This is a genomic window from Flavobacterium chungangensis (assembly GCF_042654045.1).
Lineage (GTDB): Bacteria > Bacteroidota > Bacteroidia > Flavobacteriales > Flavobacteriaceae > Flavobacterium > Flavobacterium chungangensis.
In genome coordinates this window covers 287873-302321 of record NZ_JBHSFY010000004.1, presented here as the reverse complement: position 1 = coordinate 302321, position 14449 = coordinate 287873, and the positions used below count along the sequence as shown (strand labels likewise).

Genomic DNA, 14449 nt, shown 5'->3' with positions numbered 1-14449 from the left:
AATGAATGATATTTTTAAAGCATTAAATGATGCCACTAGAAGAGAGATTCTGGATCTTTTAAAGCAAAAGGATTTATCTGCAGGAGAGATTGCAGACGCTTTTAATATTTCTAAACCGAGTATTTCGCATCATTTGGATATTTTAAAAAGAGCTGATTTAATTACATCTGAAAAAAACGGGCAATTCATCATTTACTCCATCAATACCACCATAATGGAAGATGTTTTGCAATGGATACTAACCTTTAAACAATAAAAAATGAATTTAGAATTAAAAAAAGAGCTTCCCCTAATAGGAATTGTTTTGATTCCTTTTATTTATTTGGCAACAGTTTGGAACAAACTACCTGAAATAGTTCCTATTCATTGGAACATTAAAGGGGAAATTGACGGATGGGGAAGTAAATTTACTTTGATTGGAATGCTTTTTATTCTTCCTGTTTTGACTTATGTCATTATGTCGATGATTACTAAGATTGATCCTAAGAAAAGAATGTCTTTAATGGGAGGGAAATTGTACCAGCTCAAATTTGTTTTGGTTCTTTTTATGTCAATTTTAGCTTTGTTTATTATCTACACCACAAAAAGTCAAAGTACTTCTAGTCCTAGTTTTATTTTTGCTTTAATTGGTGCTTTGTTTGTGGTTTTGGGCAATTATTTTAAAGTAATACAGCCTAATTATTTTATCGGAATTAGAACACCGTGGACTTTGCAACATGAAGGAGTATGGAAAAAAACTCATGCATTTGCTGGTAAACTTTGGTTTATTGGAGGTTTGATTATAATTTTAGGAAGTTTGATTTTTGAAAGCGCTACTTTTTCTACATTCTTTTTAACTATTGTTTTTGTTATTGCATTTGTACCATTAATCTATTCTTTTTTAAAATTTAGAAGTCTCGATAAAAAAGAAGAGAATCTTTAACTAACTAACTAACTAACTAACTAACTAACTAACTAACTAACTAACTAACTAACTAACTAACTAACTAACTAACTAATTACTAAAATGAAAAAGAAAATACTTTTTGCACTTCTAATTTTTAGCTTTTTTAATTCATTTGCGCAGGATATTTCAGGACAATGGAATGGTATTTTAAAAATTCAAAATAATGAGCTAAGGGTTTTATTTAATATTACTAAAACAGAAAAAGGGTATAGTTCTACGGTGGATAGTCCGGATCAAAATGCAAAAGGAATTCCTGTTACATCTACTACTTTTGAAAATTCGGTATTGAAATTAGATATTGCAACTATAGGTGGTTTATACGAAGGAAGGTTAGGTGCTGATAATATTTTTGTTGGGAAATTGATTCAAAACGGACATACATTAGATCTTAATTTATCTAAAGGAAATGCTGAAATTCTAAGACCTCAGGAACCTAAACAGCCATTTTCTTATTATACAGAGGATGTGAAATTTGAGAATAAAACAGATAAAGTGACTCTGGCAGGAACGTTATCAATGCCTAAAAAAGAAGGTAATTTTCCTGTAGTTATTTTGATTTCTGGAAGTGGCGTGCAAAATCGAGATGAAGAAATGCTAGGGCACAAACCATTTTTAGTTTTAGCAGATTATCTCACAAAAAAAGGAATCGCTGTTTTACGTTTTGATGATCGTGGTTTTGGTCAATCTACAGGCGATTTTAAAAAAGCAACTACTATGGATTTTGCAAAAGATGTACAATCTGGAGTAGACTATTTGAAAACGAGAAAAGAAATCGATAAAAATAAGATTGGTTTAATCGGACATAGCGAAGGGGGTATAATTGCTCCACTGATAGCTGGAAATTCTAAAGATGTTAAATTTATAGTTCTACTTGCCGGACCAGGAATTCGTGGCGATAAATTGCTGCTTTTGCAAAGAGAATTACTAGAAAAACAAATGGGAGTTCCAGATGCAGTGGTAGAGCAGAGTAAAGAAAATTTTAAAGGTGCTTATGATCTTATTATTCAAAGCAATGTTAATGATGATGATTTGAAAGCCAAAGTCAATTCGTATTTTAAATCAAAATTAGGGAATGATGATATGGCTAAAACCACTACAGATCAAATTACAAGTCCGTGGTATTATGCTCTTTTAAAACTTGATCCAAAGCCTTTTTTAGAAAAAGTAAAATGTCCAGTTTTGGCACTTAACGGAAGTAAAGATTTGCAGGTTCCAGCCCAAGTTAATCTTGAAAATATTAAAAAAGCCTTGACAGAAGCAGGAAATAAGAAAGTAACCACTAAAGAATTACCAAATTTAAATCACTTATTTCAAGAATGTAAGACAGGTTCTCCAACTGAATATGCCACTATTGAACAAACCTTTTCGCCAATAGCTTTGGAAGAAATTTCGAGTTGGGTTTTAATGCAGGCCAAATAAAAGTTTAGTTTATATCAAAAAAGTTCTTTCCAAAATCTTTTCTCGATAATTCCTAGATATCCCGTATTTTTGCAAAAAAATAATTCTCTTTTGAAAACAAAGCTTTTTGTAATTACGCCGCCATTTACACAACTGAATACCCCGTATCCGGCAACGGCGTATATAAAAGGTTTTCTGAATACTAAAAATATAGAATCAGTTCAGGCTGATTTGGGTATTGATGTGATTTTAGAATTGTTTTCGAAAAAAGGATTAGAAAGATTGTTTCAAGTTTCAAGTTTCAAGTTTCAAGTTGCTGGAAATGAAATTTCAGATAACTCAAAGCGTATTTTTGCTCTACAAGACGAATACATCAAAACTATTGATTCTGTAATTCAGTTTTTGCAAGGAAAAAATCCAACTTTGGCTCTACAGATTTGTCAAGAAGATTTTCTACCAGAAGCTTCTCGTTTTGCACAATTAGAAGAACTCGATTGGGCTTTTGGAACAATGGGAACTCAAGACAAAGCAAAACACTTGGCAACTTTATATCTCGAAGATATTTCAGATTTTATTGTAGAATGTGTTGACGAGAATTTTGGTTTCAGCCGCTATGCAGAGCGTTTAGGGCGAAGCGCCAATTCTTTTGATGAATTGTACGAAGCCTTACAGCAAGAGCCGACTTATATCGATTCGATTTTAATTTCGCTTTTAAAAGCTAAAATCGAAGCGATAAGACCAACTTTATTTCTAATTTCTGTTCCTTTTCCAGGAAATTTATATAGCGCATTTCGTTGTGCACAATGGGTAAAACAAAATCATCCCGAAATTAAAATTTCGATGGGTGGAGGCTTTCCTAATACCGAATTGCGTTCGCTTTCAGACAAACGTGTTTTTGAGTTTTTCGATTTTATCACTTTAGATGATGGAGAAGTTCCAATTGAAGAATTAATTTTTCATTTAGAAAACCCAGATTCGAATTCTTTCAAAAGAACATTTTTATTAGAAAACGGACAAGTAGTCTATAAAAATAATTCTTTAAAACACGATTATAAACAAGCTTATGTAGGAACGCCTGATTATTCAGATCTGCCTTTGGATAAATATATTTCGGTAATAGAAATTGTTAATCCGATGCATAGAATGTGGAGCGATGGAAGATGGAATAAACTCACCATGGCGCATGGCTGTTATTGGGGAAAATGTACTTTCTGCGATATTTCTTTAGATTACATCAAAGTATATGAACCCGTTGCGGCAAGTCTGCTTTGTGATCGAATAGAAGAATTGATCGAAAAAACAGGTCAGAACGGATTTCATTTTGTTGATGAAGCCGCACCGCCAGCTTTAATGCGTGCTTTGGCGCTTGAAATTCTAAAAAGAAAACTAGCCGTAACTTGGTGGACTAATATTCGTTTTGAGAAAAGTTTTTCAAAAGATTTATGTCTGTTACTGAAGGCTTCGGGCTGTATTGCTGTTTCAGGAGGTTTAGAAGTTGCTTCAGATCGATTATTGAAACTGATAGATAAAGGAGTAACTGTTGAGCAAGTCGCAAAAGTAACTCGTAATTTTACCGAAGCAGGAATTATGGTTCATGCGTATTTGATGTACGGATATCCTACACAAACCATTCAAGAAACGGTAGATAGTCTAGAAATGGTTCGCCAATTGTTTGAAGCTGGAGTTTTACAATCGGGTTTTTGGCATCAATTTGCGTTGACGGCTCATAGTCCGGTTGGATTGTATCCAGAACAATTTGGTGTAACTAAGAAAACAGAAACAATAGGAACTTTTGCAAATAACGACATTGAGTATACTGATGCAACAGGAATTAATCACGACAAATTTAGTTTCGGATTAAAGAAATCGCTTTTTAATTTTATGCACGGAATCTGTTTTGATTATGAACTTCAGGATTGGTTCGATTTTAAAATTCCGAAAACCAAAATTCACCCTGATTTTATTTTTAATGCACTAGAAGAACAAAACGATTTCAATACTAAACCAAATGCAAAAGTAGTTTGGCTTGGAGGAAAACCTGCTGCAGAAATCTTTTCAAAATCAAAAAAGGGAAGAAGTTGGGAAATGATGTCGCTAACTTTTCATGATAAAAAAGAAAGTTTCAATATTCAAACCGGAAAAGAAGAAGGCGAGTGGCTGACTTCAATTTTATCCAAAATAGCGGTTTCAGGTTCTAAAAATTATACTTTTCAAGAAGTCAAGAATGATTTTGAGACTTCTTTGGAAGATTTCGAATTGTTCTGGTATTCTAAACCTATAAACACTTTGCGTGAATTTGGGTTATTGGTACTTTAATATTCAATACATTCTCCGTCATTTGGAATAGAAGTTTTGTTTAAAAGACCATGATCTGAAAGAGCAGTTCTTAATTGCAATCTTGTGGTTGGGCAATGATTTAAAGCTTCTAAATGATTGGCAAGGACTTTTCCAGGAGCAAGTGTTACGAACTTTAAAATGTCGTCCATTCGCATTAATAAAGGTTGGCCGATATCTAATCTTGCAGTACCACAGGCAACAATCGAAATGTCGGGTTTAAATTGCATTAAAACTTTATTTACATGTTCTGTAAAAATAGTATCAGAACTGATGTAAATCGATTTTTGATCTGCCAGTTCAATAAGAAAGCCCATTACATTTCCCATTAATTTGGCAATGAAACCATAACCGTGAATAGCTGGAATCCCGGTAATTTTTCCATCCAGAAATTTTTGCGGTTCCCAATATTCAAGAGTCTGAATTACACTAAGACCTCTTTGCACAAGAGCTTTTTCATCTTTAGAACTGCAAATTACAGGAATGCTTTTTCTTCTTAAAAAAACTTCACCAGCTTTGTCTATATGATCCGGATGCAAATGTGTGATCAAACAATGCGTCACTCGACTTAAAATGTCACGACTGTTTTTTGGCAAAGCCACCAAAGGATTTCGTTTCGGTTTGTATCTGAAAATAGTAAAAGGCGGAATTGTTTTTCTTTTACCTAACATTGGGTCAACTAAAATGACATGCTTTTCTGTTTCAATTACCAAAGAGGCATTTCGCAAATGATGTAATTTCATATCCAAGAAAATTAGATATTAAAAATACAAAGTTTTTTGAAAAATAATTTACAGATTTTTCTTTATTTTTAGCAGAATTGTTATTATTTAAGTTTATGCATTTACAAGAAGGATTTCATGCCTATTTCATTTATATTCTGACAAATAAAGCGAAATCTGTTTTTTATGTCGGGGTTACCAATAATTTAAAGAAAAGAATAATGAAGCATAAAGATAATATTTTGCTGGAAAGCAAAACTTTTGCTTCAAAGTATAATGTTGAATTTTTGCTTTATTATGAAAAATTTACTTGGATTCAAGAAGCAATTGCAAGAGAAAAAGAAATCAAGGGCTGGAGAAGGGAAAAGAAAATTGCTTTAATTAAAACTATGAATCCTGAATTGGAATTTTTGGAGTATTAATTGAAAACAGTCTTTTAAGTCTAGTTTGTCATTCCGAGGAACGAGGAATCTCCGTAAGTAGCTCGTCAAAGATTGGAATTACTTTATGGAATATTGCCGTGGAGATTCCTCCTTCGTCGGAATGACAAAACGTTGAGGTTATGGTATGTTTATTTAAAGTATTTCTAGTCTGTTATGTCATTCCGAGGGACGAGGAATCTCCGCAAGTAGCTCGCCAAAGATTGGAATAGCTTTGTAGAATATTGCCGCGGAGATTCCTCCTCAGTCGGAATGACAAACTATGCGGTTACGGTATGTTTATTTAAAGTATTTCTAGTCTGTTATTTCATTCCGAGGAACGAGGAATCTCCGCAAGTAGCTCGCCAAAGATTGGAATAGCTTTGTAGAATATTGCCGCGGAGATTCCTCCTCAGTCGGAATGACAAACTATGCGGTTACGGTATGTTTATTTAAAGTATTTCTAGTCTGTTATTTCATTCCGAGGAACGAGGAATCTCCGCAAGTAGCTCGCCAAAGATTGGAATTACTTTATGGGATATTGCAGCGGTGATTCCTCCTTCGTCGGAATGACAAAACGTTGAGGTTACACTATGTTTGTTTAAAGTATTTCTAGTCTGGTATGTCATTCCGAGGGACGAGGAATCTCCGTAAGTAGCTCGTCAAAGATTGGAATTACTTTATGGAATATTGCCGCGGAGATTCCTCCTTCGTCGGAATGACAAAACGTTGTGGTTACACTATGTTTAATGAATATTGTTACTTTACCCAATAGAAAACCTAAACCCAATCCCATGAAGGTTTTCAATCGAAATTCCTTCTTCATTGGCAAGGATTTTACGAAGACGCGAAATGAAAACATCCAAACTTCTTCCCATAAAATAGTCGTCGGTTCCCCATAGAGACGTTAAAATTTGTTCTCTTTTCAAAACAGAATTTTTATGATCTAGAAAAAGTTTTAATAATTCGGCTTCACGTTGAGTTAAACCAACTTTTTCTTCATCATTAAAAAGAATGAAATTTTTAGTATCAAAATGATATTTTCCTACTTCATAAATTGTTTTTGCAGGAGTAATATTTTTCTGTGAACGTTTCAAGAAAATTTCAATTTTCAGCAGTAATTCTTCAATGCTGAAAGGTTTTACCAAATAATCATCTGCACCGATACGAAGGCCTTTAATGCGGTCTTCTTTTAAAGTTTTAGCTGAAAGGAAAATAATCGGAACATCGACGTCAATTTTTCTAACTGCTTCAGCAAGCTCAAAACCATCCATTTTTGGCATCATAATATCAAAAATGCAAACATCAAACTCTTCTTCTTCAAAAATTTTCAGTGCCGATTTTCCATCAGAACAATGAATAACTTCATAATTATTTTGCTCCAAATTATCTTTGGTTAAAAACGCAAGGGTTTCGTCGTCTTCGGCATATAGTATTTTGAAGTTTCTCATTTTTTGTTAGGAATTGATAAAGTTATAGTAACACCTTTTTCTTTATTGTTTTCGGCTTTTATTTTCCAGTTTTGCAGACTGCAAATTTCTTTTACATAATATAGACCGAGTCCAAATCCGTTAACTTCATTGCTCTTTTCATTTTGAACTCTATAAAACTTATCAAAGATAAAGGATATTTTTTTAGGATTAATTCCAATTCCGTTATCTATAAATTCTAGTTTTAAACAATTGTTTTCTTCTGTGAATTTAATGGTTATTTCTGGTTTTTCATTACAATATTTCACTGCGTTATCCAGTAAATTATAAACTAAATTACCAAAATGAAAAATATCGGTTTCCAGCAAATATTCTTTTGAAGAAGTTTCGATTTTAATAGAAGCTTCAGGATATTTTAATTGGATGTTTTCAATTGCTTCTTCAATTATAGGCACAATTAAAATACTTTCTTTTTTAAGTTCCAAGGGAGCATAATCGGATTTTGCAATATTTAAAATCTTTTCGATGTGGCCGTTTAATTTATTTCCTTGATTGATAATAATATCGGTGTAGGTATACAGTTTTTTGTCTTCTTTAATTGGTTTTTGTTCAATTAAATATTTAGAAGCGATAAGAATTGAAGCCAGTGGCGTTTTAAATTCATGCGTCATATTATTAATGAAATCACGCTGCAGTTCCGAATATTTTTTATGTTGTAAAAGCTTAAAAATCGAATAAACGTAAATCAGTAAAATCAGAATCAATGCCGTTGAAAGTACAAACCAAAATCGCATCGAACTAAATAAATAAGTAGTTTCATTTGGAAAACGAACGGCAAAATAATAGACTAGATTTTTATGTTTAGGAAAATAAACGGTCTTTTTGCATTCTGCTTTTTTCTTATAAAGTGAAATGTAATCACCATAAATCATTTCGTCGCTTTGACAATTGTACATCGCGTATTCGAAATCGGTCGTGATGTTCATTTTTTTGAATTCTGTCTTTAGATAAAATTCTAAAATATCAGGTTCAAACTCGTTATCGACATTTACTATATAATAGTCGTTTGCAATTTTCTGAACCGGATTTTGAAAAGGCAGTTCGTGGTTGGTTCCTTCGTATAATTTTTTAGCGACTTCCAACAAAGCAATATGGGCTTTCTGGCTAAGCTTTTTTTGTTCAATTGTAAAAGCCTCTTTTGTCCATAACAATTGTGCAACCAAAATACTAATGATGGCTACCAATCCTAAGAGAATGATGCTGTTGAGTTTATTAATTTTCAAGAATAACAAATTTTGAGATTGTAATATTAATCAATTTTAGCCTGAAAATAAGCGATTAACAAGTCATTAACAAACGTTTGAAAGCGGTTAACAGCGATTTGATTTTGTATGAATTACCTTTGTAATATCAAAATGAACTATAAACCATTTTAAATATATCAGTTATGAAAATGATCAAAATTTCGATGTTAGCTTTGGCTTTAGGCCTTATGTCTTTTTCGGCAATTGCACCAGTACAATCTTTAGTTTCAGAGAATGAAATTTCAGAAACTACAGTTGCTTCTACAATTGTTTGGAAAGCAGAAACAATAGATGTTGGGCAAATTCCGCAGGGAACTCCAAAAGCAATTGTTTACGAATTTAAAAATACAGGAAAAACAGCTGTAGTTATTACAAACGTTCAAGGTTCTTGCGGATGTACAGCGACAGATTACACAAAAGAACCAATTCAGCCAGGTAAATCTGCAAAAGTTACTGCAACTTACAATGCTGCAAACAAAGGTGCTTTTACAAAAACAGTTACGGTAACAACTAGTGCAGAAACAACACCAAAAGTGCTTACTTTAAAAGGTACAGTTATCTAAGATTTTTAATAGGTTGGTTATATGGCGAAAGCTCCAGACATGCAAATTGTTTGGAGCTTTTATTTTTTTATTAACCGTTTAAACTTCAAAAAAATAAGGATTAAGAATTATTGCCGAGAACTTTGTTTTAATAGAATTTTTTCTACTTTTATTCAAAAATTTTAAGCTATGAAAATTTGGTATACGCCTATAGTTGCAGTTGTTTTTTTTGTTGTTTTTTCATGTAATTCGAAAGCGGATAAAAAAGAGGAAAAAGCGATAAAAACAGTTGAAAAAATTCCAGAATTAAAACTTACTATTGATACTGTCCGAATCGCAAAGTTTTATGAAAATTATCCAAAACTGGAGAAATTTAAAGGCGATGTAACTTCTTTGTATCAAAAAAACAAATCGACTCAATTATGGCAGGATAATAAAGGAGTAGTGGAGTTTGGAAATACACTATTCAATCAATACAAAAATTTAGATCAAGAAGGATTGAAAGCAAATTATCCTTATAAAGAGGAACTTAATTCTGTTTTCGAAAATAATCCAACCAAGAAATTATCCAAAGAAGATACAGATTTACTGCTGTCAAATTTGTATTACTATTATGCCGAAAAAGTATATGCGGGTTTTGATGAAAAAACTAGTATCTCTTTAGAGTGGCTTTTACCTCGCAAAAAGTTCAATTACCAAGTGCTTTCTGATTCTATCTTTAAAAAATCAACCATTTTGGATGATAAGAAAAAAAAGATGTTCAGCCAATATTACAAACTTCGTGATGCTTTAAAAGAATATAGAGAAATTGAAAAAAATGGAGGTTGGAAAACGATCGAAGCAGATGAAGATTATAAAGCTCTAAAAGTTGGCGATTCATCAAATGTTGTGGCTCAGATAAGAGAAAGGCTTTTTGTGACCAAAGATCTTAAAGAAGACAATAAAAGTGCGGTTTGCGATACGACTTTAATGAAAGCTATGAAAAACTATGAAGTTCGTCATGGCTATACTCCCAAAAACACCATTTTATTAGAACACATTAACGACTTGAATATTCCAGTTTCGGAACGCATTAAAACGATTATTGCTAATATGGAGCGTTGCCGTTGGATTGATCCTGAATTAGAAAAAGGTCAAAAATACATTGAAGTTAACATTCCTGAATTTAAATTATATATAGTTGAAGATGGAAAAATCGCTTTTGTGTCGCCAGTTGTGGTGGGACGAGCGATGACAAAAACGGTTATTTTTAGCGGAATGATGAGCAATATTGTTTTTAGTCCGTATTGGAATGTGCCGCCAAGCATTATCAAATCGGAGATTAAACCTGGAATGGCAAAAGATAAAAACTATTTGCAGAAGAAAAATCTAGAATGGAATAACGGCGCAGTTCGTCAACTTCCAGGAAAAAATAATTCTTTAGGATTGGTAAAGTTTTTATTTCCAAATTCAAGTAATATTTACTTGCACGATACGCCTTCAAAAAGTTTGTTCGAAAGAGAAAGCCGAGCGTTTAGTCACGGCTGTGTGCGTGTTGCAAAACCACGCGAATTGGCAATTGAATTATTAAAAGTAGATCCGCAATGGAATCCTGCAAGAATTGATAAAGCCATGCACGCCGGAAAAGAAAGTTGGTACACTTTAAAGAAAAAAGTTCCAGTTTACATTGGCTATTTTACCGCTTGGGTAGACCGCGAAGGGAATCTAAACTTCTATAAAGATATTTACGGAAGAGATGAAAGTTTGATTAAACTCTTAACAGAGGAATAAAAATAATTTTCACGCAGATTTAAAAAGATTTAAGCTGATGCTCGCAGATTTTAAACTAGAAAAATCCAATTAAATCTGCTCTAATTTGCAAAATCTGCGTGAAAAAATAATGATAAAAACTATTTAGACAAAACATCAACACATTTATAAAAGCGTTTGGTATAGTGTTCTGTATCAAGCGCTGTTATAGTCACTTGTTGTGCTTTTCCTGATGAAGCGTGAATAAATTTCGACTGCATTCCGTTGGCTTCACAAATTATTCCAAGATGTCCAATATTAGTTTTGTCTTTATATCCGTAGAAAACTAAAATATCTCCAACTTTAAATTCTTCTGGTTTTAAAGTTTTACCGATATTTTTATAGCCGCTTGAACTTCTAGGAAGCGTCATTCCAAAATTTTTAAACACATAACTCACAAAACCCGAACAGTCAAAACCTTTTTTCGGATTACTGCTTGCATATACATAGGGTGTTCCTAAATATTTTTTTGCATAAACAATTAGAGAATCACGATTAATTTCGGTTGGAGTTTGAGGCAGGTTTTCCTTTTCCTTCTTTTTAAAATTAAAAGAGGAAAATAGAATAAAGGCTGATAGAAAAATAAAAAAATGTGATCTCATTTTGTATACAAAAAGCGTTAAACGGTAAAGATAAGCCTTAAATCTAGAATTTCAATAGAATACCTTTGTTTCAATTGTAAGAATTAACGTTCTATAGACAAATGTTGATGTGTTTATGTGGTGTTTTTTTATTACTTTTTGACATTTTAGTATCTTTTTAGATAATCTCTTTCCAATATATTTGTGAATCGTATTTAGATTTTAACAAATAAATTATGTTTCCAAAAAAAATAGCACTTTTAATTTCGTTTTTGCTGATTTCGATCATTTCGAACTCACAAACACTAAATTCAAATAAAACTTTTCTATATCAAGGTCGCATAGAAAAATTGCAGCAGGATACTGTCATTTTAATTGGAACAGCTTCTTCTGTTTCTTTCAATTTTACTGGAAATGAATGCTCGATTTTACTTCAAAGTGTTGATTCTTATGAGCATCATAATTATGTTCAATTGGTTTTGGATGGGAAATATATTGGGAAAATTAGAATTGAAAAAGGTGCGGTTCAATCTTTTCCATTAAAGATTACTTCAAATCAGAAAGAACATCGTTTAGAAATTTATAAAAACACAGAAGCGCATACAGGCGGAGTTTTGTTCGCTGGAACAACGGCAAAGCTGACGTCAATTTCGTTTAAAAAGAAAAAGAAAATCGAGTTTATCGGAGATTCGATTACTTGCGGTGCAGCAAGCGACGGTTCTGACATTCCTTGCGATAAAGGAGAATATTACGATCACCACAATAGTTATTATGCTTACGGTCCAACACTTTCAAGAGAGATTGGTGTTGATTATTTAATGAGTTGTGTTTCTGGAATTGGAATGTACAGAAATTGGAATGACGAGAATAAAGACGAAGTTATAATGCCTGATGCTTATCCATATTTATATCTGACGAAAGACGCTTCAAAACCTAAATATGATTTCGCTTTTCAGCCCGATATTATCAGCATTGCTTTAGGAACAAATGATTTTTCTGGTGGAGATGGTAAAAAAGAGCGTCTTCCATTTAACGCTGAAAAGTATGTTTCGAATTATGTAAACTTCATTAAAATGCTTTATAGGCATAATCCGAAAGTGCAGATTGTAATTACGAATAGTCCAATGGTGGGAGGAGAAAGAGGAGCTGTTTTTGAAGATTGCCTAAATAAAGTTAAAAACGCTTTCGCGAATGATAAAGCGCATAAGCCCATTCAGATTTTTAAATTCAAACCGATGACTCCAAATGGATGTTCTGGACATCCAGATGTGGCAGATCATAAGGTTTTGGCCGATGAATATGCTCCATTTTTAAAGAAGTTACTAAATGAAAAATAATATCTATAAGTTTGTTTTCTTTTTATTGATTTCCAGTACTATGATGGCAAACGTTTCGCTTCCGAATATTTTTAGTGATAATATGGTTTTACAGCGTAACTCTGAAGTGAAAATTTGGGGTTGGGCAAATCCAAAAGAAGAAATTAAACTGGTTTCGAGTTGGAACAATCAGGAGTATAAAACTGTAGCCAGTAATCAGGCAAAGTGGGAAATTACGATTAAAACTCCAGAAGCTGGAGGCCCTTTTACGATTTCGATAAAAGGTTACAATGAAGTGGTTCTAAAAAATATTTTGATTGGCGAAGTTTGGCTTTGCTCTGGACAATCGAATATGGAAATGTCGGTAAGCTGGGGAATTGACGATGGCGAAGAGGAAATGAAAAATGCAACGAATCCAAACATTCGTTTTTTCACGGTTCCGAAATTAACTGCTACAAGTCCGCAGAATAATTTGTTGGGAAACTGGACAGAATCGACTCCGGAAACCATGAAATATTTTAGCGCTATTGGTTACTTTTTTGCCAAACGCCTTCGCGAAGATTTAAAAAATGTTCCAATCGGATTAATTTCTTCCAATTGGGGAGGAACTCCTGCAGAAATCTGGATGCCAGAAGATGTGGTAAATAATGATCCGCTTTTATTAGAAAATGCTAAAAAACTAAACGAACAGGAATACGGACCAAGACAGCCAGGACGTGCTTACAATGCTATGATTTACCCGATTGTGGGATTTAAGATTGCAGGAACGCTTTGGTATCAGGGAGAATCAAATGTGGGTTCTTTGGTTTATGATAAAACTCTGGGAGCTTTAATTACTTCTTGGAGAAAGGAATGGAATGATAATTTTCCGTTTTATTATGTTCAGATAGCGCCGTTTAAAACGGGTTCTAATAATTTCTCAAATGTAACGGTTAGAAATTCGCAGAGAAAATTATTGAAAGAAGTTCCAAAAACAGGAATGGTTGTGATTAGCGATATTTCGGATACGATTGATATTCATCCCAAAAACAAAAAATCGGTTGGAATTCGTTTAGCGAATCTGGCTTTGACCGATACTTATAAAATAAACTCAAGTTTGGTAAATAGTCCGCTTTTTAAAAGTTTTAAAATCGAGAAAAATATAGTTATAGTTTCTTTCGATTATGCTGAAGGATTGTATTTCAAAGATAAAAAATCGAATCAATTTGAAGTTGCAGGAACTGATGGAATTTTTTATCCTGCGGAGGCTTCAATTAAAAATAACGAAGTGATTTTGACAAGTAAAAAAGTTGTAAATCCTGCAAAAGTGAGGTTTGCATGGGGAAATACAACACAGTCTGATTTGTTTAATAAAGCGAATTTACCTGCTTCTTGTTTTACGAGTGAATTTTAGATTTTAGAATATAGAATATAGAATATAGATTTTTGATTATTGATCTGCTTTGTCAGGCTGAGCGAAGTCGAAGCCCCGCAAAGTGAGACATAAAGTTTGTCATCCTGAGGAACGAAGGATCACACACGTAGCTCGACAAAGTTTAGCGAAGTTCTGTGCGGAGTTTCTAATGTGATCCTTCGTTCCTCAGGATGATAAGGTAAACAAAAACGCTCTTTTGAAAACGATTTGCGTGAGGGATAGAAGTGGAAAGCCCACAGCCTGACGAAGGAAGTG

The 14449-nt window shown here is 33.1% G+C and carries 13 protein-coding genes; 9 read left to right on the top strand and 4 right to left on the bottom strand.

Annotated features, from left to right (window positions below; translation table 11 throughout):
- The first annotated feature begins 1 nt into the window (after position 1).
- From ACFO3N_RS08655 to ACFO3N_RS08640, 4 genes are all read left to right on the top strand, one after another.
- Positions 2–256 carry an autorepressor SdpR family transcription factor gene (locus tag ACFO3N_RS08655; protein ID WP_111289072.1) on the top strand — a complete coding sequence of 85 codons (255 nt, stop codon included), beginning with the start codon at positions 2–4 and terminating at the stop codon, positions 254–256.
- Between the two features lie 3 nt (positions 257–259).
- Positions 260–922 carry an SdpI family protein gene (locus ACFO3N_RS08650; RefSeq protein WP_379796917.1) on the top strand — a complete coding sequence of 221 codons (663 nt, stop codon included), beginning with the start codon at positions 260–262 and terminating at the stop codon, positions 920–922.
- Positions 923–1006: 84 nt separating this feature from the next.
- The gene (locus ACFO3N_RS08645; protein WP_379796915.1) at positions 1007–2365 is read left to right on the top strand and encodes an alpha/beta hydrolase family protein; all 1359 of its coding nucleotides are present in this window, start codon (positions 1007–1009) and stop codon (positions 2363–2365) included.
- A 90-nt stretch (positions 2366–2455) separates the two neighbouring features.
- A complete protein-coding gene (locus ACFO3N_RS08640; protein ID WP_379796913.1) occupies positions 2456–4660 on the top strand; it encodes a B12-binding domain-containing radical SAM protein in 2205 nt (734 codons plus the stop codon).
- On the opposite strand, the gene ACFO3N_RS08635 is transcribed toward ACFO3N_RS08640, so the two are convergent.
- Positions 4657–5421 (bottom strand): MBL fold metallo-hydrolase, encoded by a 765-nt coding sequence (locus tag ACFO3N_RS08635; RefSeq protein ID WP_379796911.1) that lies wholly within the window; start codon positions 5419–5421, stop codon positions 4657–4659. The genes ACFO3N_RS08640 and ACFO3N_RS08635 overlap by 4 nt on opposite strands.
- Before the next feature lie 95 nt (positions 5422–5516).
- Between ACFO3N_RS08635 and ACFO3N_RS08630 the strand changes: the two genes are divergently transcribed.
- Entirely contained in the window at positions 5517–5822 is a 306-nt protein-coding gene (locus ACFO3N_RS08630; protein WP_379796909.1) for a GIY-YIG nuclease family protein, read from the top strand.
- A 761-nt stretch (positions 5823–6583) separates the two neighbouring features.
- Here ACFO3N_RS08630 and ACFO3N_RS08625 read toward each other — a convergent pair.
- Both ACFO3N_RS08625 and ACFO3N_RS08620 read right to left on the bottom strand, forming a co-directional pair.
- A complete protein-coding gene (locus ACFO3N_RS08625; RefSeq protein ID WP_379796907.1) occupies positions 6584–7270 on the bottom strand; it encodes a response regulator transcription factor in 687 nt (228 codons plus the stop codon).
- Positions 7267–8532 (bottom strand): sensor histidine kinase, encoded by a 1266-nt coding sequence (locus ACFO3N_RS08620; RefSeq protein ID WP_379796905.1) that lies wholly within the window; start codon positions 8530–8532, stop codon positions 7267–7269. Before ACFO3N_RS08620 ends, ACFO3N_RS08625 begins: the two co-directional genes overlap by 4 nt.
- A gap of 164 nt (positions 8533–8696) precedes the next feature.
- On the opposite strand from ACFO3N_RS08620, the gene ACFO3N_RS08615 reads away from it, so the two are divergent.
- On the top strand, positions 8697–9116 hold the full coding sequence (locus tag ACFO3N_RS08615) for a DUF1573 domain-containing protein (protein WP_379796903.1): 420 nt from the start codon (positions 8697–8699) through the stop codon (positions 9114–9116).
- 168 nt (positions 9117–9284) lie between these two features.
- A complete protein-coding gene (locus ACFO3N_RS08610) occupies positions 9285–10865 on the top strand; it encodes a L,D-transpeptidase family protein (RefSeq protein ID WP_379796901.1) in 1581 nt (526 codons plus the stop codon).
- A 119-nt stretch (positions 10866–10984) separates the two neighbouring features.
- Here ACFO3N_RS08610 and ACFO3N_RS08605 read toward each other — a convergent pair whose 3' ends face one another.
- Positions 10985–11485 carry a C40 family peptidase gene (locus ACFO3N_RS08605; protein WP_379796899.1) on the bottom strand — a complete coding sequence of 167 codons (501 nt, stop codon included), beginning with the start codon at positions 11483–11485 and terminating at the stop codon, positions 10985–10987.
- Between the two features lie 215 nt (positions 11486–11700).
- On the opposite strand from ACFO3N_RS08605, the gene ACFO3N_RS08600 reads away from it, so the two are divergent.
- A complete protein-coding gene (locus tag ACFO3N_RS08600) occupies positions 11701–12801 on the top strand; it encodes an SGNH/GDSL hydrolase family protein (RefSeq protein WP_379796897.1) in 1101 nt (366 codons plus the stop codon).
- Positions 12791–14173: a sialate O-acetylesterase gene (locus ACFO3N_RS08595; protein ID WP_379796895.1), complete on the top strand. Its 1383-nt coding sequence runs from the start codon at positions 12791–12793 to the stop codon at positions 14171–14173. The genes ACFO3N_RS08600 and ACFO3N_RS08595 overlap by 11 nt, the downstream gene beginning before the upstream one ends.
- Positions 14174–14449: the final 276 nt, after the last annotated feature.

Excerpts from the sequence above, each read along its gene's own strand:
- ACFO3N_RS08605 (WP_379796899.1), bottom strand. The coding sequence starts at position 11,485 with ATGAGATCACATTTTTTTATTTTTCTATCAGCCTTTATTCTATTTTCC.
- ACFO3N_RS08645 (WP_379796915.1), top strand. The coding sequence starts at position 1,007 with ATGAAAAAGAAAATACTTTTTGCACTTCTAATTTTTAGCTTTTTTAAT.
- ACFO3N_RS08610 (WP_379796901.1), top strand. The coding sequence starts at position 9,285 with ATGAAAATTTGGTATACGCCTATAGTTGCAGTTGTTTTTTTTGTTGTT.
- ACFO3N_RS08655 (WP_111289072.1), top strand. The coding sequence starts at position 2 with ATGAATGATATTTTTAAAGCATTAAATGATGCCACTAGAAGAGAGATT.
- ACFO3N_RS08615 (WP_379796903.1), top strand. The coding sequence starts at position 8,697 with ATGAAAATGATCAAAATTTCGATGTTAGCTTTGGCTTTAGGCCTTATG.
- ACFO3N_RS08635 (WP_379796911.1), bottom strand. The coding sequence starts at position 5,421 with ATGAAATTACATCATTTGCGAAATGCCTCTTTGGTAATTGAAACAGAA.
- ACFO3N_RS08650 (WP_379796917.1), top strand. The coding sequence starts at position 260 with ATGAATTTAGAATTAAAAAAAGAGCTTCCCCTAATAGGAATTGTTTTG.
- ACFO3N_RS08630 (WP_379796909.1), top strand. The coding sequence starts at position 5,517 with ATGCATTTACAAGAAGGATTTCATGCCTATTTCATTTATATTCTGACA.
- ACFO3N_RS08625 (WP_379796907.1), bottom strand. The coding sequence starts at position 7,270 with ATGAGAAACTTCAAAATACTATATGCCGAAGACGACGAAACCCTTGCG.
- ACFO3N_RS08600 (WP_379796897.1), top strand. The coding sequence starts at position 11,701 with ATGTTTCCAAAAAAAATAGCACTTTTAATTTCGTTTTTGCTGATTTCG.
- ACFO3N_RS08595 (WP_379796895.1), top strand. The coding sequence starts at position 12,791 with ATGAAAAATAATATCTATAAGTTTGTTTTCTTTTTATTGATTTCCAGT.